General features: G+C 53.8%; 17 protein-coding genes and 2 tRNA genes. 14 read left to right on the forward strand and 5 right to left on the reverse strand.

The features are described 5' to 3' along the window. Positions 1-13 precede the first annotated feature (13 nt). Positions 14-1,189 (forward strand): Obg family GTPase CgtA, encoded by a 1,176-nt coding sequence (gene cgtA, locus ACOTXD_RS00455; protein WP_003861823.1) that lies wholly within the window; start codon positions 14-16, stop codon positions 1,187-1,189. Between the two features lie 33 nt (positions 1,190-1,222). Here cgtA and pmrB read toward each other — a convergent pair whose 3' ends face one another. The 3 genes from pmrB to dacB are packed head-to-tail and all read right to left on the reverse strand — an operon-like array spanning position 1,223 to position 4,361. Then, positions 1,223-2,266, reverse strand: a complete 1,044-nt coding sequence (gene pmrB, locus ACOTXD_RS00460; protein WP_003861821.1) for a two-component system sensor histidine kinase PmrB — start codon at positions 2,264-2,266, stop codon at positions 1,223-1,225. Further along, positions 2,263-2,925, reverse strand: coding sequence for a two-component system response regulator PmrA (gene pmrA / locus ACOTXD_RS00465; protein WP_003861819.1), 663 nt, complete (start codon positions 2,923-2,925; stop codon positions 2,263-2,265). Before pmrA ends, pmrB begins: the two co-directional genes overlap by 4 nt. A gap of 2 nt (positions 2,926-2,927) precedes the next feature. After that, positions 2,928-4,361 (reverse strand): serine-type D-Ala-D-Ala carboxypeptidase, encoded by a 1,434-nt coding sequence (gene dacB, locus ACOTXD_RS00470; protein ID WP_032672052.1) that lies wholly within the window; start codon positions 4,359-4,361, stop codon positions 2,928-2,930. A gap of 228 nt (positions 4,362-4,589) precedes the next feature. On the opposite strand from dacB, the gene greA reads away from it, so the two are divergent. Further along, positions 4,590-5,066 carry a transcription elongation factor GreA gene (greA, locus tag ACOTXD_RS00475; protein WP_003861815.1) on the forward strand — a complete coding sequence of 159 codons (477 nt, stop codon included), beginning with the start codon at positions 4,590-4,592 and terminating at the stop codon, positions 5,064-5,066. Positions 5,067-5,217: 151 nt separating this feature from the next. Here greA and yhbY read toward each other — a convergent pair whose 3' ends face one another. Then, positions 5,218-5,511 (reverse strand): ribosome assembly RNA-binding protein YhbY, encoded by a 294-nt coding sequence (yhbY, locus tag ACOTXD_RS00480; RefSeq protein WP_003861814.1) that lies wholly within the window; start codon positions 5,509-5,511, stop codon positions 5,218-5,220. A 127-nt stretch (positions 5,512-5,638) separates the two neighbouring features. On the opposite strand from yhbY, the gene rlmE reads away from it, so the two are divergent. The 6 genes from rlmE (at position 5,639) to ACOTXD_RS00510 (ending at position 11,230) form a co-directional block, all read left to right on the forward strand. Further along, the gene (rlmE, locus tag ACOTXD_RS00485; protein WP_003861812.1) at positions 5,639-6,265 is read left to right on the forward strand and encodes a 23S rRNA (uridine(2552)-2'-O)-methyltransferase RlmE; all 627 of its coding nucleotides are present in this window, start codon (positions 5,639-5,641) and stop codon (positions 6,263-6,265) included. A 102-nt stretch (positions 6,266-6,367) separates the two neighbouring features. Then, positions 6,368-8,302 carry an ATP-dependent zinc metalloprotease FtsH gene (gene ftsH, locus ACOTXD_RS00490; RefSeq protein ID WP_003861810.1) on the forward strand — a complete coding sequence of 645 codons (1,935 nt, stop codon included), beginning with the start codon at positions 6,368-6,370 and terminating at the stop codon, positions 8,300-8,302. A gap of 98 nt (positions 8,303-8,400) precedes the next feature. Beyond that, entirely contained in the window at positions 8,401-9,249 is an 849-nt protein-coding gene (gene folP, locus ACOTXD_RS00495; RefSeq protein ID WP_003861807.1) for a dihydropteroate synthase, read from the forward strand. Next, positions 9,242-10,579 carry a phosphoglucosamine mutase gene (glmM, locus tag ACOTXD_RS00500; RefSeq protein ID WP_003861804.1) on the forward strand — a complete coding sequence of 446 codons (1,338 nt, stop codon included), beginning with the start codon at positions 9,242-9,244 and terminating at the stop codon, positions 10,577-10,579. The genes folP and glmM overlap by 8 nt, the downstream gene beginning before the upstream one ends. 222 nt (positions 10,580-10,801) lie before the next feature. Then, positions 10,802-11,134, forward strand: coding sequence for a preprotein translocase subunit SecG (secG, locus tag ACOTXD_RS00505; protein ID WP_003861803.1), 333 nt, complete (start codon positions 10,802-10,804; stop codon positions 11,132-11,134). 9 nt (positions 11,135-11,143) lie between these two features. Then, positions 11,144-11,230, forward strand: a tRNA-Leu gene (locus ACOTXD_RS00510). Between the two features lie 187 nt (positions 11,231-11,417). Here the strand turns inward: ACOTXD_RS00510 and argG are convergent. Further along, positions 11,418-12,764: an argininosuccinate synthase gene (gene argG / locus ACOTXD_RS00515; protein WP_022649518.1), complete on the reverse strand. Its 1,347-nt coding sequence runs from the start codon at positions 12,762-12,764 to the stop codon at positions 11,418-11,420. 286 nt (positions 12,765-13,050) lie between these two features. On the opposite strand from argG, the gene ACOTXD_RS00520 reads away from it, so the two are divergent. From ACOTXD_RS00520 to truB, 6 genes are all read left to right on the forward strand, one after another. Continuing rightward, positions 13,051-13,127, forward strand: a tRNA-Met gene (locus ACOTXD_RS00520). 207 nt (positions 13,128-13,334) lie between these two features. Beyond that, complete coding sequence (rimP, locus tag ACOTXD_RS00525) at positions 13,335-13,787, forward strand: ribosome maturation factor RimP (RefSeq protein WP_014833432.1); 453 nt, start codon at positions 13,335-13,337, stop codon at positions 13,785-13,787. Positions 13,788-13,815: 28 nt separating this feature from the next. Next, positions 13,816-15,318: a transcription termination factor NusA gene (gene nusA, locus ACOTXD_RS00530; protein ID WP_003861798.1), complete on the forward strand. Its 1,503-nt coding sequence runs from the start codon at positions 13,816-13,818 to the stop codon at positions 15,316-15,318. A 24-nt stretch (positions 15,319-15,342) separates the two neighbouring features. Continuing rightward, complete coding sequence (gene infB, locus ACOTXD_RS00535) at positions 15,343-18,030, forward strand: translation initiation factor IF-2 (protein WP_003861796.1); 2,688 nt, start codon at positions 15,343-15,345, stop codon at positions 18,028-18,030. Between the two features lie 106 nt (positions 18,031-18,136). Beyond that, positions 18,137-18,541, forward strand: a complete 405-nt coding sequence (rbfA, locus tag ACOTXD_RS00540; RefSeq protein WP_003861793.1) for a 30S ribosome-binding factor RbfA — start codon at positions 18,137-18,139, stop codon at positions 18,539-18,541. Beyond that, positions 18,541-19,491, forward strand: a complete 951-nt coding sequence (gene truB, locus ACOTXD_RS00545; RefSeq protein ID WP_421766355.1) for a tRNA pseudouridine(55) synthase TruB — start codon at positions 18,541-18,543, stop codon at positions 19,489-19,491. The genes rbfA and truB overlap by 1 nt, the downstream gene beginning before the upstream one ends. Positions 19,492-19,635: the final 144 nt, after the last annotated feature.

Consider the following 19,635-nt stretch of genomic DNA (forward strand, 5'->3'; position numbering starts at 1 on the left):
TACGGAGAGTAAAATGAAGTTTGTTGATGAAGCGACGATCCTGGTCGTGGCAGGTGATGGCGGTAACGGTTGTGTAAGCTTCCGCCGTGAAAAATATATTCCTCGTGGCGGTCCTGACGGCGGTGACGGTGGGGACGGTGGCGACGTGTGGCTGGAGGCGGATGAAAACCTCAACACGCTGATCGACTACCGTTTCGAAAAATCTTTCCGCGCCGAGCGTGGCCAGAACGGCCAGAGCCGCGACTGTACCGGTAAACGCGGTAAAGACGTGACGATCAAAGTGCCGGTGGGTACGCGTGTCATCGATCAGGGTACGGGCGAAACCATGGGTGATATGACCAAACACGGTCAGCGCCTGATGGTGGCGAAAGGCGGCTGGCACGGTCTGGGTAACAGCCGTTTCAAATCGTCCGTTAACCGTACCCCGCGTCAGAAAACCATGGGTACCCCAGGTGATAAGCGCGACCTGCAACTGGAACTGATGCTGCTGGCGGATGTGGGGATGCTGGGCATGCCAAACGCCGGTAAATCGACGTTTATCCGTGCGGTCTCTGCGGCGAAACCAAAAGTGGCAGATTATCCGTTTACGACGCTGGTACCGAGCCTGGGCGTTGTCCGTATGGATAACGAGAAGAGCTTCGTGGTCGCTGACATCCCGGGTCTGATTGAAGGGGCTGCAGAAGGCGCCGGTCTGGGTATTCGCTTCCTGAAGCACCTTGAGCGTTGCCGCGTACTGTTGCACCTCATCGACATCGATCCAATCGACGGTTCCGATCCGGTTGAAAACGCTCGTATCATTATCGGCGAGCTGGAGAAATACAGTGAAAAACTGGCGCAAAAACCGCGCTGGCTGGTATTCAACAAGATCGACCTGATGGACAAAGCGGAAGCTGAAGCGAAAGCTAAAGCGATTGCCGAAGCGATGGGTTGGGAAGATAAGTACTATCTGATCTCTGCCGCCAGCCAGGTTGGCGTGAAAGATCTCTGCTGGGATGTGATGACCTTTATCATCGAGAATCCGGTTGTTCAGGCAGAAGAGGCGAAACAGCCTGAAAAAGTCGAATTCATGTGGGATGACTACCACCGCCAGCAGCTCGAAGAGCTGGAAGCGGAAGAAGATGATGAAGACTGGGACGATGACTGGGATGAAGACGACGAAGAAGGCGTCGAGTTCATCTACAAGCACTAACCCCTGTATAAAGCCCCTTAACGGGGCTTTTTTTTATCCTATTTTCGTCGGTAACCAACAGCTGGCGATGAGGCCGCCCTCAGCGCCGTTCTCCAGCGTTAAATGACCATGATGGAGCTGTACGATACGCTGTACGATGCTCAGCCCAAGGCCGCTGCCGCCGTAGCGCTGGTCGAGACGTCGGAAAGGTTCGGTGATCGACTGGCGGTGCGCCTCATCAATACCCGGCCCCTGATCGGTAACGCTCACCCGGGTACCCCCCTCCGTCGCTGTTAATGCCACTTCAATGGTTGTGCCTGCCGGGCTGTAACGGGCGGCATTCTCCAGAAGGTTCCTTAGCATCAGACGTAACAGGACGGCGTCCCCCTGTACCGTCAGCGTGCTGTGGGCCGGCCATAATACCGTATGCTCTTTGGCTTCATGCTCCAGGCTAAGCGGAGCAATGATCGACTCAGTCCAGTTCACGGTATCGTAATGGCCGCTGGCCATCGCCTGTCCGGCACGCGCCAGCATCAGCAGCTGTTCCACCGTGTGCATCAGCTGATCGATCCGGTTTATCAGTGGCGTGGCCTGCGGGGAACCGGACTGAGCCATCAGTTCCAGATGGAGCCTAATCCCCGCCAGCGGCGTACGTAACTCGTGTGCCGCATCGGCGGTAAACAGGCGTTCCTGTTGAATAGTGTGGTCCAGCCGGGCGAGGAGTTGGTTGAGGGACGTGGTTACTGCGCCTATCTCTTCCATATCAGAATACATCGGCAGGGGAGTCAGATTATCCGCCGAACGGTTCGCAAGGCTGGCGCGAAGTTTGTTGAGTGGTCGGGTGATCCATGTGACTGCCCAGAATGAGAAGAGCAGGGTAAAACCGACCATCACCAGTGAAGGGACCAGCAGGGAGGCAATGGCTTCGCGGATCTCTTTTTCGACATGGTTGTTGCGTGCTTTAGCGGACAACGTTTCATTCACCAGAAAACCGATCTGCTCGCGGCTCTCATGCCACAGCCAGACTACGCTAATGAGTTGAAAAAATAGCAGAATAACCGCCAGCAACACCATTAATCGCCGGCGCATACTGTTCATTTCTGGCTCTCCAGACGGTAACCCACGCCGCGTACGGTTTTGATGCGATCTTTACCGAGCTTGCGGCGCAGATTATGAATATGAACTTCAAGCGTGTTTGATCCTGGATCGTCCTGCCAGGAGTAGATGTCCTGTTGCAGCGTTTCACGGTGCACGGTCTGCCCGCTGCGCATGATCAGGCGCGTCAGCAGAGCGAACTCTTTTGGGGTCACTTCCACAGGCTGAGACTGGCGCAGCACCTGCTGAGTTTGCAGATTGAGGGTGATATCCCCGTCGGTCAGCAGGTTGTCGCTGTGGCCCTGATAGCGGCGGATCAACGCCCGTACGCGAGCCTGTAGCTCGGCAAGGGCGAAGGGTTTTACCAGATAATCGTCAGCGCCAGAATCAAGCCCGTTAATTCTGTCTTCAATGGCATCGCGAGCAGTGAGAATCAATACGGGATTCTCCACCCCGCGACGACGCCACTGGCAGAGCAGCGTCGCGCCGTCTTTATCCGGCAGCCCCAAATCCAGGATCACCAGGCTGTATTCACCGCTCTGGATCAGGGCATCTGCTTCAGCGGCCGTGGCGGCACAATCCAGGGCGTAGCCTTCATTCCCCAGCGCCAGCGCTAACCCTTCCTGCAATAACAGATCGTCTTCAACTATCAGTAGTTTCATCGCTAGTTATTCTGGTAGATGTCCTTATAGAGCCTGCTTTCGAAACGCACCAGTGGAATACGGCGATTGCGCTGGTCAGCCGGTTCGACGGCATAGCCGGAAAGATACTGCACAAATGCCATGCGTTGTCCGCTGGCGGTGGTGATAAAACCGGCAAGGTTGTAAACGCCTTGCAGGGAACCCGTTTTGGCTGACACTTTGCCATCCACGCCCGCAGCGTGAAGGCCCGCGCGGTACTGAAGAGAGCCGTCGTGTCCGGCAAGCGGCAGCATCGTAATAAAGTTTAGCTCAGCGTCATGCTGAGCAATGTACTGCAACACCTGCATCATGGTGGCCGGCGAGATCAGGTTATGACGCGATAAACCGGAACCATCAACGGCGATCGTATTGCCCAGATCGATACCCGCCTGCTGGCGCAGGATCTGACGTACGGCATCAGAACCGGCCCGCCAGGTGCCCGGCACACCAAAGCGCGCGTGCCCGATCATGCGGAACACCGTGTCGGCAATCATGTTATCCGACTTTTTCAGCATAATCTTAAGCAAATCATGCAGTGGCGCGGACTGTTTGCTGGCAATCACCGTGCCTGGCTCATTCACCTGCGTCTGGCGCAGCAGCGTTCCGGTGTAGGTTATGCCCGCCTGCTTCAGTTCATCTTTAAAAATGGCACCGGCATAACCTGCGCCATCCTGAATGGCAAAGGCCAGCGGGAGTGGATCGGCCCGCTGGGTCAGGCAGCCGGTGAGCGTATAGCGGTTGAGATCGCCCGGTACCACGTCCAGCTCGCAATACTGTGCCTCCGGGGAGCCTTTCGCCAGCGTCCGCACCTGGCTGAACATCGTGACCGGGTAGTAAGACGCCACGCGGATAAACGCTAAGTCATTTGGTTTTGGCGCGCTGTAAAGCGATACGGAGAAGCAGTTACGGTCAACGATGGCGGCGGCTGGCGGGGCGCTAAAACACTGCGTCATGTCGTTCCATGGCCAGCCAGGCGCTTTATCGTGGCTGGCGAAAATGGAGGTGTCGATCAGCACGTTGCCATCAATTTTTGTTACGCCGGATTTTTTCAGTACCGCCACCATGTTGCGGACATCCTGGCGCTTAAAGGTGGGATCGCCACCAAAACGGGCGATAAGATCGCCTTTCAGTTCGCCACCCTCAACGTTACCTCTGGTTTCAAGGGTGGTAGTAAAACGGAAGTCAGGCCCGAGCTGGAGCAGGGCGGCGAGGGCGGTGATCACTTTCTGGGTACTGGCAGGCAGCGCCATCTGTTGACTGTGATAGTCAATCTCGGGAGCCTGCGCGCCAACCTTCTGCACCATCAGGGCAAGGCTCGCGCCGGCGGGCAGTTGATTAATGTACTCATCAACATTCGCGGCCTGAACGGTGAACGTTATACTGGTAGTCAATCCGATGATAAAACTGGAAAATCGCATAATCTCGCGCTAACAACCCGAAAACAAACCGTCATACTACGGTGCATGGCACTGTAAAGTAAACGATGACCCATAGTGAACTTCGCGGTAAAATGCGTATCAAATTGAAAAATTGCTGCTGACCTGGGGCGTTGCTCCCGGGTCGGTTTTCTTTTTGCTTCTGGCCTGTTCAGGTGGGCTGGAGCAGGGAACACTGCTCCCAACAGGAATGTTTAAGAGGTATAACAAATGCAAGCTATTCCGATGACCTTACGTGGTGCCGAAAAACTGCGCGAAGAGCTGGATTTTCTGAAATCCGTGCGTCGCCCTGAAATCATCGCCGCTATCGCGGAAGCGCGTGAGCATGGCGACCTGAAAGAGAATGCTGAATACCACGCGGCGCGTGAGCAGCAGGGTTTCTGTGAAGGGCGTATTAAAGATATCGAAGCAAAATTGTCCAATGCACAGGTTATCGATATCACCAAAATGCCGAATAATGGCCGTGTGATTTTTGGTTCAACCGTTACCGTGCTGAACCTGGACAACGACGAAGAGCAGACCTATCGCATCGTGGGTGATGATGAAGCTGACTTCAAACAGAACCTGATTTCGGTGAACTCGCCAATTGCTCGTGGCCTGATTGGCAAAGAGCAGGACGATGTGGTCACCATCCGCACCCCTGGTGGTGAAGTGGAATACGAAATTATTAAGGTTGAATATCTGTAATTCGCTTCTCTACTAAGATGTTGATACATTGTAAAGAAAAGAAAAAGGCCGCATAGCGGCCTTTTATCAACTCAAGGAGCATGGCATTTTGCTCGCCTGCTGAAAGAAATCCCTCGTTTCACACAGAAAATGTGTTCGATTCAGGATATCCTTAACGTGGCAGCGAGATTTTGCGCTCTTTAGATGGGCGATAGAGCACCAGCGTTTTACCGATGACCTGTACATTACAGGCGCCGGTTTCGCGCACGATGGCTTCCACGATCAGGTTTTTTGTGTCTCTGTCTTCAGAGGCGATTTTCACCTTGATCAGCTCGTGGTGTTCCAGCGCTTGTTCAATCTCGGCAAGCACCCCTTCGGTCAAACCATTGTTGCCAAGCATCACTACAGGCTTGAGCGGATGTGCCAGACCTTTAAGGTGCTGTTTTTGTTTAGTACTCAGATTCATCGTATATTTTTGCTTACGTTGGGATTGAAAACGGTTCATTCTACCGCCATCTCCCTAATATCGCCAAATAGCTGCGTAGAAATTTACGTCACAGGCAAGCAACGATGAACCAGGACGGAAATGTTAAATGACAGGTAAAAAGCGTTCTGCCAGCTCCAGCCGCTGGCTTCAGGAACACTTTAGCGATAAATATGTTCAACAGGCGCAGAAAAAGGGGTTGCGTTCCCGCGCCTGGTTTAAACTTGATGAAATACAGCAAAGTGACAAACTTTTTAAACCGGGAATGACGGTGGTCGACCTCGGTGCGGCACCTGGCGGATGGTCCCAGTATGCGGTTACGCAGATCGGCGGAACGGGCCGAATCATCGCATGCGATCTTTTACCAATGGATCCCATCGTCGGTGTCGACTTCCTTCAGGGCGACTTTCGTGATGAATTAGTGCTTAAAGCATTACTTGATCGTGTAGGTGACAGTAAGGTCCAGGTTGTCATGTCGGATATGGCGCCAAATATGTGTGGAACACCGGCGGTGGATATCCCCCGCGCCATGTATCTGGTGGAACTAGCGTTAGAAATGTGTCGTGATGTACTAGCGCCTGGTGGTAGTTTTGTTGTGAAGGTGTTTCAGGGCGAAGGTTTCGAGGAGTATCTTAAGGAAATTCGCTCCCTGTTTGCGAAGGTCAAAGTTCGTAAGCCGGACTCTTCCCGGGCCCGTTCCCGTGAAGTGTATATTGTAGCGACCGGGCGAAAATGATAACCGGGAGATTTCAGACGAAAGTTTGAATGAAACTGGATATAGAGTATCCTGACGCTGTTTTTAACACAGTTGTAATATGAGGTTAATCCCTTGAGTGACATGGCGAAAAACCTAATACTCTGGCTGGTCATTGCCGTTGTGCTGATGTCAGTATTCCAGAGCTTTGGGCCCAGCGAGTCGAATGGCCGCAAGGTGGATTATTCTACCTTCCTGCAAGAGGTCAATCAGGACCAGGTTCGCGAAGCGCGTATCAACGGACGTGAGATCAACGTTACCAAGAAAGATAGTAACCGTTACACGACTTACATCCCGGTGAACGATCCTAAGCTGCTTGATAACCTTCTGACCAAAAACGTCAAAGTGGTAGGCGAGCCGCCGGAAGAACCAAGCCTGCTGGCTTCTATCTTCATTTCCTGGTTCCCGATGCTGCTTCTTATCGGCGTCTGGATCTTCTTTATGCGCCAGATGCAGGGCGGTGGTGGCAAAGGTGCCATGTCGTTCGGTAAGAGCAAGGCGCGTATGCTGACGGAAGACCAGATCAAGACCACGTTTGCTGACGTAGCAGGTTGTGACGAAGCAAAAGAAGAGGTGGGTGAACTGGTTGAATACCTACGCGAGCCGAGCCGTTTCCAGAAACTGGGCGGTAAGATCCCGAAAGGCGTCCTGATGGTCGGCCCTCCGGGTACCGGTAAAACCCTGCTGGCAAAAGCCATCGCGGGTGAAGCGAAGGTGCCGTTCTTTACTATTTCAGGTTCTGACTTCGTTGAAATGTTCGTGGGTGTCGGTGCATCTCGTGTGCGTGACATGTTCGAGCAGGCTAAGAAGGCAGCACCGTGCATCATCTTCATCGATGAAATCGACGCCGTAGGCCGCCAGCGTGGCGCAGGCCTGGGTGGTGGTCACGATGAACGTGAGCAGACGCTGAACCAGATGCTGGTTGAGATGGACGGCTTCGAAGGTAACGAAGGTATCATCGTTATCGCGGCAACTAACCGTCCGGACGTACTTGACCCTGCGCTGCTGCGTCCAGGCCGTTTCGACCGCCAGGTTGTGGTCGGTCTGCCGGATGTTCGCGGTCGTGAACAGATTCTGAAAGTGCATATGCGTCGCGTACCGCTGGCGCCAGATATCGACGCGGCAATCATCGCGCGTGGTACTCCAGGCTTCTCCGGTGCGGATCTGGCTAACCTGGTCAACGAAGCAGCCCTGTTTGCCGCTCGCGGTAACAAGCGTGTAGTGTCCATGGTGGAATTTGAGAAAGCGAAAGACAAAATCATGATGGGTGCGGAACGTCGCTCCATGGTGATGACGGAAGCGCAGAAAGAGTCCACGGCATATCACGAAGCGGGCCACGCGATTATCGGTCGTCTGGTGCCGGAACACGATCCGGTACACAAGGTGACGATTATTCCGCGCGGTCGTGCGCTGGGTGTGACCTTCTTCCTGCCTGAAGGCGACGCGATCAGCGCCAGCCGTCAGAAGCTGGAAAGCCAGATTTCAACCCTGTACGGCGGTCGTCTGGCAGAAGAGATCATCTACGGTGCGGAACATGTTTCCACCGGTGCGTCGAACGATATTAAAGTGGCGACAAACCTGGCGCGTAACATGGTGACTCAGTGGGGCTTCTCCGACAAACTCGGTCCGCTGCTGTATGCAGAGGAAGAGGGCGAGGTGTTCCTGGGCCGCTCCGTGGCAAAAGCGAAACATATGTCCGATGAAACGGCACGTATCATCGATCAGGAAGTGAAAGCGCTGATTGAACGTAACTACGCTCGCGCCCGTCAGATCCTGAACGACAATATGGACATCCTGCATTCGATGAAAGATGCGCTCATGAAATATGAGACCATCGATGCACCACAGATTGACGACCTGATGGCGCGCCGCGAAGTGCGTCCGCCGGCAGGCTGGGAAGACCCAGGCGCGTCTAACAATTCTGACAACAATGGCACCCCGCGTGCGCCGCGTCCGGTCGATGAACCGCGTACGCCAAACCCGGGCAACACCATGTCAGAGCAGTTAGGCGACAAGTAAGTCACTGCTGTTGAAGCGTTTGTCTGTATCTCAAACCCTGGAGCTTGCTCCGGGGTTTTTCTTATCTGTTTAACCACATTAATCCCAGGGACTTCACCATGAAACTATTCGCCCAGGACTCGCATCTCGACCTTTCACATCCCCATGTGATGGGGATCCTGAATGTCACGCCTGATTCCTTCTCTGACGGCGGCACGCATAATTCGCTTATCGACGCGGTTAAACACGCGAATTTAATGATTAACGCGGGTGCCACCATCATTGACGTTGGAGGGGAGTCAACGCGGCCTGGCGCGGCGGAGGTTTCGGTGGAAGAAGAGCTGGCGCGCGTGGTGCCGGTGGTGGAGGCTATCGCACGGCGCTTTGAAGTGTGGATCTCTGTTGATACCTCCAAACCCGAAGTGATCCGTGAAGTGGCGAGAGTGGGCGCTCACATTATCAATGATATCCGCTCGCTGACCGAGCCGGGCGCGATTGAAGCCGCCGCAGAAACCGGGCTACCGGTGTGTCTGATGCATATGCAGGGCCAGCCTAAGACAATGCAGGAGGCGCCAAAATATGAAGACGTGTTTGCCGACGTCACCCGCTTCTTTATTGAGCATATCGAACGCTGTGAACGTGCGGGTATCGCAAAAGAGAAATTGCTGCTCGACCCGGGCTTCGGTTTCGGTAAAAATCTCTCACACAATTACGCGTTGCTTGCGCGCTTATCAGAGTTTCATCAGTTCGGCCTGCCACTGCTGGTGGGAATGTCGAGAAAATCGATGATTGGTCAGTTGTTGAATGTCGGGCCGAGCGAACGTCTGAGCGGCAGTCTGGCCTGCGCGGTGATTGCCGCGATGCAAGGTGCACACATCATTCGCGTCCATGACGTAAAAGAAACAGTAGAAGCCATGCGTGTGGTGGAAGCCACACTGGCAGCGAAGGAAAACAAACGCTATGAGTAATCGTAAATATTTTGGTACCGATGGCATCCGTGGGCGCGTAGGCGATGCGCCAATTACCCCTGACTTTGTCCTGAAGCTGGGCTGGGCAGCGGGGAAAGTGCTGGCGCGTCATGGCTCCCGTAAGATCATTATTGGGAAAGATACCCGTATTTCGGGTTATATGCTGGAATCCGCGCTGGAAGCCGGGCTGGCGGCGGCGGGGCTTTCAGCTTCCTTTACGGGGCCAATGCCGACTCCTGCTGTTGCCTATCTGACCCGCACCTTCCGTGCGGAAGCGGGCATCGTCATTTCCGCTTCCCATAACCCGTTCTATGACAACGGTATCAAATTCTTCTCCATCGACGGCACTAAACTGCCGGATGACGTGGAAGAGGCGATTGAAGCGGAAATGGAAAAAGAGATCACCTGTGTTGACTCCGCTGAGCTGGGTAAAGCCAACCGTATTGTCGATGCCGCAGGCCGCTACATTGAATTCTGCAAAGGCACTTTCCCGAATGAACTGAGCCTGGCACACCTCAAAATTGTGGTGGACTGTGCAAACGGTGCGACTTACCACATTGCGCCGAATGTGTTCCGCGAGCTGGGTGCGAAAGTGATCACTATCGGCTGCGAGCCGGACGGTCTGAACATCAACGAAGAAGTTGGCGCGACAGACGTGCGTGCCTTGCAAGCGCGTGTCCTGGCTGAAAAGGCCGATCTGGGTATTGCCCTGGATGGCGATGGTGACCGTGTGATCATGGTTGATCACGAAGGTAACAAGGTCGATGGCGATCAGATCCTCTACATCATTGCGCGTGAAGGCCTGCGTCAGGGGCAACTGCGCGGTGGCGCGGTGGGCACTTTGATGAGCAATATGGGTCTGGAGCTGGCGCTGAAACAGCTGGGCATCCCGTTTGTTCGTGCGAAAGTGGGTGACCGCTACGTGCTGGAAAAACTCCAGGAGAAAGGCTGGCGTATTGGCGCGGAAAACTCCGGCCACGTGATCCTGCTCGATAAAACCACCACCGGTGACGGCATTGTGGCGGCGCTTCAGGTTGTTGCCGCGATGGCGCGTAACCATATGAGCCTGCACGATCTGTGCAGCGGCATGAAAATGTTCCCGCAGATCCTGGTCAACGTGCGTTTCACCGCGGGTAAAGGTGACCCGCTGGAAAATGATAACGTGAAAGCGGTGATGGCAGAGGTGGAAGCGACGCTTGGCAGCCGTGGGCGCGTCCTGCTGCGTAAGTCGGGTACCGAGCCGCTGATCCGCGTGATGGTGGAAGGCGAAGACGAAGCGCAGGTGACTGAATTTGCGCACCGCATTGCGGATGCAGTCAAAGCTGCATAATCTTTCAGAATAAGTGTTTAAAAAGGCGGCGTTTGCCGCCTTTGTTTTAAACAATTAATGGCTTTTTGCTGTTTTTTTCCGCAGTTGATACAATGCCTCGAAAATGCCCTTGCGAAGGTGATTCGCTTTGGTTAGTATTCACACCCGCTTCAGTGGGAAACAAAATCCTGCTAATTGGTCGAAGCATTGGTATGCGGCAAATCCGCAAGGAACAGGTTGATTATGTACGAAGCTCTTTTAGTTATTTTCCTTATTGTAGCCATCGCTCTCGTAGCGCTGATTATGCTACAGCAAGGTAAAGGCGCTGATATGGGAGCCTCCTTCGGAGCAGGCGCTTCTGGTACGCTGTTCGGTTCAAGTGGTTCTGCGAACTTCATGACCCGCACGACGGCGATTCTGGCTACGCTGTTCTTCATTATCAGCCTGGTGCTGGGCAATATCAACAGCAACAAGACCAGTAAAGGAAGCGAGTGGGAAAATCTGAGCGCGCCAGCAAAAACTGAGCAAACTCAGCCAGCTGCACCGGCTAAGCCAACCAGCGATATCCCGCAGTAAGTATTCCGTACCGAGGTGGTGGAATTGGTAGACACGCTACCTTGAGGTGGTAGTGCCCTAACGGGCTTGTGGGTTCGAGTCCCATCCTCGGTACCAATATTCCAGAAGAAAGACGTCGCAAGACGTCTTTTTTTTCGTCTCTATATTCTGTGTTTCCGATCTATTGTAGGGCGGGTAAGCGCAGCGCCACCCGCCGTTTTGCCCGGTGGCGCTGCGCTTACCGGGCCTACGAAGACCACAAAAAAGGCGCCCATTGGGCGCCTTTTGCATGTCTTGCTGTCGATTACTTCTTATCGCTGTGTTCCAGGTTCTCAACCTGCGGCAGACCATTACCGGAATTCGCGGAAAGCAGGCCATTCTCAACATAGTTGAACAGCTTCTCACGGGTATCGGTGATGTCCAGGTTACGCATGGTCAGCTGGCCAATACGATCGTCCGGAGAGAATACTGACTCACCTTTCTCCATGGTCAGACGCTCTGCTTTATAGGTCAGGTTGTCAGACACGGTGTTCAGGATGGAGTAGTCGTTACCGCGACGCAGTTCCAGGGTCACTTCGCCGGTGATGGCGCTTGCCACCCAACGTTGCAGGGCGTCACGCAGCATCAGCGCCTGTGGATCAAACCAGCGACCCTGATACAGCAGTTTGCCCAGCTGACGGCCATGAGCGTGATACTGCTCAATGGTGTCTTCGTTGTGAATACCGGTCAGCAGACGCTCATAAGCGATGTGCAGCAGCGCCATCCCTGGAGCTTCGTAAATGCCGCGGCTTTTTGCTTCGATGATACGGTTTTCGATCTGATCGCTCATACCCAGACCGTGACGACCGCCGATGCGGTTTGCTTCCAGCATCAGTTCAACATCGTCGGAGAAGGTTTTACCGTTCAGGGCAACCGGATGACCACGTTCGAAACGCACGGTCACTTCTTCCGCCGGGATCTTCACGTTTTCATCCCAGAACTTCACGCCCATGATCGGGTTAACAATTTTTACGCTGGAGTTCAGGAATTCCAGGTCTTTCGCTTCGTGCGTCGCACCCAGCATGTTGGAGTCGGTTGAGTAGGCTTTCTCAACCGACATCTTGTAGTCAAAGCCGCAGGCAATCATAAACTCAGACATTTCATGACGGCCACCCAGCTCGTCGATGAAGTCGGTATCCAGCCACGGTTTGTAGATCTGCAACTCGGCGTTGGTCAGCAGGCCATAACGATAGAAACGTTCAATATCGTTGCCTTTATAGGTGCTACCGTCCCCCCAGATGTTCACGCCATCTTCTTTCATGGCGGCGACCAGCATAGTGCCGGTGACGGCACGACCCAGCGGGGTGGTATTGAAATAGGTCAGGCCGCCGGTCGTATTATGGAAAGCACCGCACTGGATCGCGGCAATCCCTTCGGCGACCAGCTGCTTACGGCAGTCGATCAGACGTGCGTTCTCTGCGCCATATTCCATGGCACGACGAGGGATCGCGTCATAATCTTCCTCGTCCGGCTGACCCAGGTTCGCAGTATATGCATAAGGAACCGCTCCCTTCTGGCGCATCCACAGCAGTGCAGCGCTGGTATCCAGGCCGCCAGAAAAAGCGATGCCAATACGTTGTCCTACCGGGAGATGCTTGAGAATCGTCGTCATATAATAAAACCCTGCTTGATTGACTGATTAGAGACCGCTTTCGCTCTCGATGCATGTTTATGCAAAATAAGTGAGTATTCATTTAATCATCTTTTATCGACGACCGAAAGAGACGTGTGCGTTTTTTGTAAAAATTTCCCTTTTATTGCCCTGGCCGAAGTTGGGTTGACAGGTGGGGTCAACTATCAATATACTGAATGCCGATTTTACGTCCCGTCTTCGGTACCAAATCCCAGCATTATTTGCAAATTCTGTCCAAAACGCGTAGAATTTGCCACGTTTCAGGCGCGGGGTGGAGCAGCCTGGTAGCTCGTCGGGCTCATAACCCGAAGGTCGTCGGTTCAAATCCGGCCCCCGCAACCATTTTCCCATAAAGTTCTTTTTCAAATATACTGTGAAGACTTAGAGCCTTCGTAGCTGGATTTGAAAAAATGCTTTCGGAGAGTGCTCCAGGCCACAGTTGTGGCTATAGGGTTCAGTTATCTAAAGCCCCGATTTATCGGGGTTTTTTGTTATCTGACTACAGAATAACTGGGCTTTACGCCCTTTTTTTATGTCTTGGGGGTGGGCTTGTCCACATTAGAGCAAAAATTAACAGAGATGATTACTGCGCCGGTCGAAGCACTGGGCTACGAACTGGTCGGCATCGAATTCGTTCGCGGCCGTACATCCACACTGCGCATCTATATTGATAGTGAAGATGGCATCAATGTTGATGATTGTGCTGATGTCAGCCACCAGGTGAGTGCGGTTCTTGATGTTGAAGATCCGATTACCGTTGCGTACAACCTGGAAGTTTCCTCACCTGGCCTCGATCGTCCGATGTTCACGGCCGAGCACTACGTGCGCTTTACCGGTGAAGAAGTGGCTCTCGTTCTGCGTATGGCCGTACAGAACCGCCGTAAATGGCAGGGAATTATCAAAGCCGTTGATGGTGAAATGATCACGGTGACAGTCGAAGGCAAAGATGAAGTGTTCGCGCTGAGTAATATCCAGAAGGCGAACCTGGTTCCCCACTTTTAACAGTCTGGATTGAGGTGAAAAGCCCGCGATGAACAAAGAAATTTTGGCTGTTGTTGAAGCCGTCTCCAACGAGAAATCACTGCCGCGTGAGAAGATTTTCGAAGCGCTGGAAAGTGCACTGGCTACAGCAACCAAGAAAAAATACGAACAAGAGATCGATGTTCGCGTAGAAATCGATCGTAAAAGCGGTGACTTCGATACATTCCGTCGTTGGGTAATCGTTGAAGAAGTGACCCAACCGACCAAAGAGATCACCCTGGAAGCGGCACGTTTTGAAGACGAAAGTCTGAACGTGGGTGACTACGTTGAAGATCAGATTGAATCTGTTACCTTCGACCGTATCACCACCCAGACCGCGAAGCAGGTTATCGTGCAGAAAGTTCGCGAAGCCGAGCGCGCGCTGGTTGTCGATCAGTTCCGCGATCAGGAAGGCGAAATCATCACTGGCGTGGTGAAGAAAGTGAACCGCGACAACATCTCTCTGGAGATCAAATCCGAAGGGCTGCCGGGTAACGCTGAAGCCGTGATCCTGCGTGAAGACATGCTGCCGCGTGAAAACTTCCGCCCAGGCGACCGTATTCGTGGTGTGCTGTATGCCGTACGTCCTGAAGCGCGTGGTGCACAGCTGTTCGTGACGCGTTCTAAACCAGAAATGCTGGTTGAACTGTTCCGTATCGAAGTGCCGGAAATCGGCGAAGAAGTTATCGAAATCAAAGCGGCGGCCCGCGATCCGGGTTCCCGTGCGAAAATTGCGGTGAAAACCAACGACAAGCGTATCGACCCGGTCGGTGCTTGCGTCGGTATGCGTGGCGCACGTGTTCAGGCGGTTTCTACCGAACTGGGCGGCGAGCGCATTGATATCGTTCTGTGGGACGACAACCCGGCGCAGTTCGTGATCAACGCAATGGCACCGGCTGATGTGGCGTCTATCGTTGTTGACGAAGACAAACACACCATGGATATCGCTGTAGAAGCGGGCAACCTGGCGCAGGCGATTGGCCGTAACGGTCAGAACGTACGTCTGGCGTCACAGCTGAGCGGCTGGGAACTCAACGTGATGACCGTTGATGACCTTCAGGCCAAGCATCAGGCTGAAGCCCACGCGGCGATCGATACCTTCACCAAATACCTGGACATTGACGAAGACTTCGCCACTGTGCTGGTTGAAGAAGGTTTCTCTACGCTGGAAGAACTGGCCTACGTGCCAATGAAAGAGCTGCTGGAAATTGACGGTCTGGATGAACCAACCGTTGAAGCCCTGCGTGAACGCGCTAAAAACGCACTGACCACCCTGGCGCTGGCTCAGGAAGAAAGCCTTGGCGATAAGAAGCCGGCTGATGACCTGCTGAATCTGGAAGGTCTTGATCGTGCGATTGCGTTCAAGCTGGCTGCCCGTGGTGTTTGTACGCTGGAAGATCTCGCTGAGCAAGGCGTTGATGACCTGGCCGATATCGAAGGTTTAACCGACGAGAAAGCCGGCGAACTCATCATGGCCGCACGTAATATTTGCTGGTTCGGCGACGAAGCGTAATAAACTGTAGCAGGAAGGAACAGCATGACTGATGTAACTGTAAAATCGCTGGCTGCTGAGATTCAGACCTCCGTGGACCGCCTGGTACAGCAATTTGCTGATGCAGGGATCCCGAAGTCCGCTGATGACTCGGTGACCGCGCAAGAAAAACAAACCTTGTTAGCGCACCTGAACCGTGAACACGGCTCTACGCCTGACAAGTTAACGCTACAGCGTAAAACGCGTAGCACGTTGAACATCCCTGGTACCGGTGGCAAAAGCAAGTCGGTACAAATTGAAGTCCGCAAGACGCGCACCTTTGTAAAACGTGATCCGCAAGAGGCAGAACGCCTTGCCGCGGAAGAGCAGGCACAGCGTGAAGCGGAAGAACAAGCTCAGCGTGAGGCAGAAGCCACTGCCAAACGTGAAGCAGAATTAAAAGCTGAACGTGAGGCCGCAGAAAAAGCGAAACGCGACGCCGGTGAAAAAGCGAAGCGTGACGCTGCGGAAAAAGACAAAGTGAGCAATCAACAGACCGACGAAATGACCAAAACTGCCCAGGCTGAAAAAGCCCGCCGTGAAAATGAAGCTGCCGAGCTGAAGCGTAAAGCGGAAGAAGAAGCCCGCCGCAAGCTTGAAGAAGAAGCTCGCCGCGTCGCCGAAGAAGCGCGTCGCATGGCAGAAGAAAACGAGAAGAATGGTGTGAATACCGCTGAACCAACTGAAGATACCAGCGATTATCACGTCACCACGTCTCAGCATGCGCGTCAGGCAGAAGACGACAACGACCGCGAAGTAGAAGGTGGTCGTGGTCGTACTCGCAGTGCAAAAGCTGCGCGTCCTGCGAAAAAAGGTAACAAACACGCTGAATCAAAAGCTGACCGTGAAGAAGCGCGTGCAGCGGTTCGCGGCGGTAAAGGTGGTAAGCGTAAAGGTTCCGCTCTCCAGCAGGGCTTCCAGAAGCCTGCTCAGGCCGTTAACCGTGACGTTGTGATCGGCGAAACTATCACCGTTGGCGAACTGGCTAACAAAATGGCGGTGAAAGGCTCTCAGGTCATCAAAGCGATGATGAAACTGGGCGCAATGGCCACCATTAACCAGGTCATCGACCAGGAAACCGCACAGCTGGTTGCCGAAGAGATGGGCCACAAAGTTATCCTGCGTCGTGAAAACGAGCTGGAAGAAGCAGTAATGAGCGACCGTGATACGGGCGCAGCGGCTGAACCGCGCGCACCGGTTGTGACCATCATGGGTCACGTTGACCACGGTAAAACCTCTCTGCTTGACTACATCCGTTCTACTAAGGTTGCCTCCGGCGAAGCGGGTGGTATTACCCAGCACATCGGTGCTTACCACGTAGAAACCGAAAACGGCATGATCACCTTCCTGGATACCCCAGGCCACGCAGCGTTTACCTCAATGCGTGCTCGTGGTGCTCAGGCAACGGATATCGTTGTTCTGGTTGTTGCTGCCGACGATGGCGTGATGCCACAGACCATTGAAGCTATCCAGCACGCGAAAGCGGCGCAGGTGCCTCTGGTTGTTGCAGTCAACAAAATCGATAAGCCAGAAGCTGATATGGATCGCGTGAAGAACGAACTGTCCCAGTACGGCGTTATGCCGGAAGAGTGGGGCGGTGAAGCGCAGTTCATCCCTGTATCTGCAAAAGCAGGTACCGGTATCGACGACCTGCTGAACGCTATCCTGCTTCAGGCTGAAGTTCTGGAGCTGAAAGCGGTTCGTAAAGGTATGGCGAGCGGCGCGGTAATCGAATCCTTCCTGGATAAAGGTCGTGGTCCGGTTGCAACCGTTCTGGTTCGCGAAGGTACTCTGCACAAGGGCGACATCGTTCTGTGTGGTTTCGAATACGGTCGCGTTCGTGCGATGCGTAACGAACTGGGTCAGGAAGTGCTGGAAGCGGGTCCGTCCATTCCAGTGGAAATCCTGGGGCTGTCCGGTGTTCCGGCTGCCGGTGACGAAGTAACCGTCGTACGTGACGAGAAGAAAGCGCGTGAAGTCGCTCTGTATCGTCAGGGTAAATTCCGTGAAGTGAAGCTGGCTCGTCAGCAGAAATCTAAACTCGAGAATATGTTCGCCAACATGACCGAAGGCGAAGTTCACGAAGTGAACGTTGTTCTGAAAGCGGACGTTCAGGGTTCTGTGGAAGCGATCTCCGACTCCTTGCTGAAACTGTCTACCGACGAAGTGAAAGTGAAGATCATCGGTTCTGGCGTAGGTGGTATCACCGAAACCGACGCAACTCTGGCAGCAGCGTCCAACGCGATCCTGGTTGGCTTCAACGTTCGTGCTGACGCATCTGCGCGTAAAGTGATTGATGCTGAAAGCCTGGATCTGCGTTACTACTCCGTCATCTATAACCTGATTGACGAAGTGAAAGCAGCGATGAGCGGCATGCTGTCTCCTGAGCTGAAACAGCAGATCATCGGTCTGGCTGAAGTACGTGACGTGTTCAAATCACCGAAATTCGGTGCGATCGCGGGCTGTATGGTTACCGAAGGGACCATCAAGCGTCACAACCCAATCCGCGTACTGCGTGACAACGTGGTTATCTACGAAGGTGAGCTGGAATCCCTGCGCCGCTTCAAAGATGACGTTAACGAAGTTCGTAACGGCATGGAATGTGGTATCGGCGTGAAGAACTACAACGACGTTCGCGTTGGCGATATGATCGAAGTGTTCGAGATCATCGAAATTCAGCGTACCATCGCGTAATCTTCTTCAACAGAAGATTAATGAGCGTAGGCCGGGTAAGCGAAGCGCCACCCGGCAGTAATTTTAAAAAGGGGCTTAAGCCCCTTTTTTGTCTGGAGAATTTATTATGGCGAAAGAATTTGGTCGCCCACAGCGCGTCGCGCAGGAGATGCAGAAAGAGATCGCTCTCATTCTGCAACGTGAAATCAAAGATCCACGCGTGGGTATGATGACCACCGTGTCTGGCGTGGAAATGTCCCGCGACCTGGCGTACGCCAAAGTGTTTGTAACTTTCCTGAATGACCAGGATGAAGACGCTGTGAAGAACGGCATTAAAGCGTTGCAGGAAGCCTCTGGTTTCATTCGCTCTCTGCTTGGCAAAGCGATGCGCCTGCGTATCGTGCCAGAGCTGACCTTCTTCTACGACAACTCGCTGGTTGAAGGTATGCGTATGTCCAACCTGGTGACCAGCGTGGTGAAACATGACGATGAGCGTCGTGTTAACCCGGCGGACGACAGCAAGGAGGACTGATGAGTCGTCCTCGTCGTCGCGGTCGTGACGTGCATGGCGTGCTCTTGCTGGATAAACCACAGGGCACATCCAGCAACGACGTGCTGCAAAAAGTGAAGCGTATTTATAACGCCAACCGAGCAGGGCACACCGGCGCGCTGGATCCGCTGGCAACCGGCATGCTGCCGATCTGCCTGGGGGAAGCGACAAAGTTTTCCCAGTACCTGCTGGATTCCGATAAGCGCTACCGTGTGATTGCCAAACTGGGCCAGCGTACGGATACCTCCGATGCAGATGGCCAGGTGGTGGAAGAGCGCCCGGTGACCTTCAGCGCAGAGCAACTTGATGCGGCGCTGGACAGCTTCCGTGGTGATACGCTACAGGTGCCGTCGATGTATTCGGCGCTGAAATATCAGGGCAAAAAGCTCTACGAATATGCACGTCAGGGCATTGAGGTTCCGCGCGAAGCTCGTCCGATTACCGTGTATGAGCTGCTGTTCATTCGTCACGAAGGTGATGAACTCGAGCTGGAAGTACACTGTTCGAAAGGGACCTATATCCGCACCATCATTGATGACCTCGGTGAAAAGCTGGGCTGCGGCGCGCATGTGATTTATCTGCGTCGTCTGGCGGTCAGCAAATATCCGGTCGAACGCATGGTGACGCTTGAGCATCTGCACGCCCTGATTGAGCAGGCGCAAGCGCAGGGCGTTGCGCCGGCCGATCTGCTGGACCCGCTGCTGATGCCAATGGACAGTCCGGCAGTGGACTTCCCGGTTGTTAATCTTCCTTTAACATCGTCCGTTTACTTTAAGAACGGAAACCCGGTTCGCACAACGGGGGCACCGCTTGAGGGCCTGGTACGCGTGACGGAAGGTGACGAAGGGAAATTCATCGGTATGGGCGAAATGGACGGCGAAGGGCGTGTGGCGCCGCGTCGTCTGGTCGTCGAATATCCGGTCGAAGCGTGACGGTGATAACGCCTTACCTTGCGATAAGCAGGGGAGACGAGTAGAATATTGCCGCTTAACGCCTGGTAAATTGTTTAACAATCTGCGGGGCGTACATGGGATAGCTGAATTAGAGATCGGCATCCTTACATTCTTTATACTTTG

The sequence above is a fragment of the Enterobacter cloacae complex sp. CDL013 genome (genome assembly GCF_049238805.1).
In the GTDB taxonomy this organism is placed as follows: Bacteria; Pseudomonadota; Gammaproteobacteria; order Enterobacterales; family Enterobacteriaceae; genus Enterobacter; species Enterobacter hormaechei_C.

Excerpts from the sequence above, each read along its gene's own strand:
- argG (WP_022649518.1), bottom strand. The coding sequence starts at position 12,764 with ATGACGACGATTCTCAAGCATCTCCCGGTAGGACAACGTATTGGCATC.
- yhbY (WP_003861814.1), bottom strand. The coding sequence starts at position 5,511 with ATGAATCTGAGTACTAAACAAAAACAGCACCTTAAAGGTCTGGCACAT.
- rlmE (WP_003861812.1), top strand. The coding sequence starts at position 5,639 with ATGACAGGTAAAAAGCGTTCTGCCAGCTCCAGCCGCTGGCTTCAGGAA.
- glmM (WP_003861804.1), top strand. The coding sequence starts at position 9,242 with ATGAGTAATCGTAAATATTTTGGTACCGATGGCATCCGTGGGCGCGTA.
- truB (WP_421766355.1), top strand. The coding sequence starts at position 18,541 with ATGAGTCGTCCTCGTCGTCGCGGTCGTGACGTGCATGGCGTGCTCTTG.
- pmrB (WP_003861821.1), bottom strand. The coding sequence starts at position 2,266 with ATGAACAGTATGCGCCGGCGATTAATGGTGTTGCTGGCGGTTATTCTG.
- ftsH (WP_003861810.1), top strand. The coding sequence starts at position 6,368 with ATGGCGAAAAACCTAATACTCTGGCTGGTCATTGCCGTTGTGCTGATG.
- nusA (WP_003861798.1), top strand. The coding sequence starts at position 13,816 with ATGAACAAAGAAATTTTGGCTGTTGTTGAAGCCGTCTCCAACGAGAAA.
- pmrA (WP_003861819.1), bottom strand. The coding sequence starts at position 2,925 with ATGAAACTACTGATAGTTGAAGACGATCTGTTATTGCAGGAAGGGTTA.
- rbfA (WP_003861793.1), top strand. The coding sequence starts at position 18,137 with ATGGCGAAAGAATTTGGTCGCCCACAGCGCGTCGCGCAGGAGATGCAG.
- dacB (WP_032672052.1), bottom strand. The coding sequence starts at position 4,361 with ATGCGATTTTCCAGTTTTATCATCGGATTGACTACCAGTATAACGTTC.
- folP (WP_003861807.1), top strand. The coding sequence starts at position 8,401 with ATGAAACTATTCGCCCAGGACTCGCATCTCGACCTTTCACATCCCCAT.
- secG (WP_003861803.1), top strand. The coding sequence starts at position 10,802 with ATGTACGAAGCTCTTTTAGTTATTTTCCTTATTGTAGCCATCGCTCTC.
- cgtA (WP_003861823.1), top strand. The coding sequence starts at position 14 with ATGAAGTTTGTTGATGAAGCGACGATCCTGGTCGTGGCAGGTGATGGC.
- infB (WP_003861796.1), top strand. The coding sequence starts at position 15,343 with ATGACTGATGTAACTGTAAAATCGCTGGCTGCTGAGATTCAGACCTCC.
- greA (WP_003861815.1), top strand. The coding sequence starts at position 4,590 with ATGCAAGCTATTCCGATGACCTTACGTGGTGCCGAAAAACTGCGCGAA.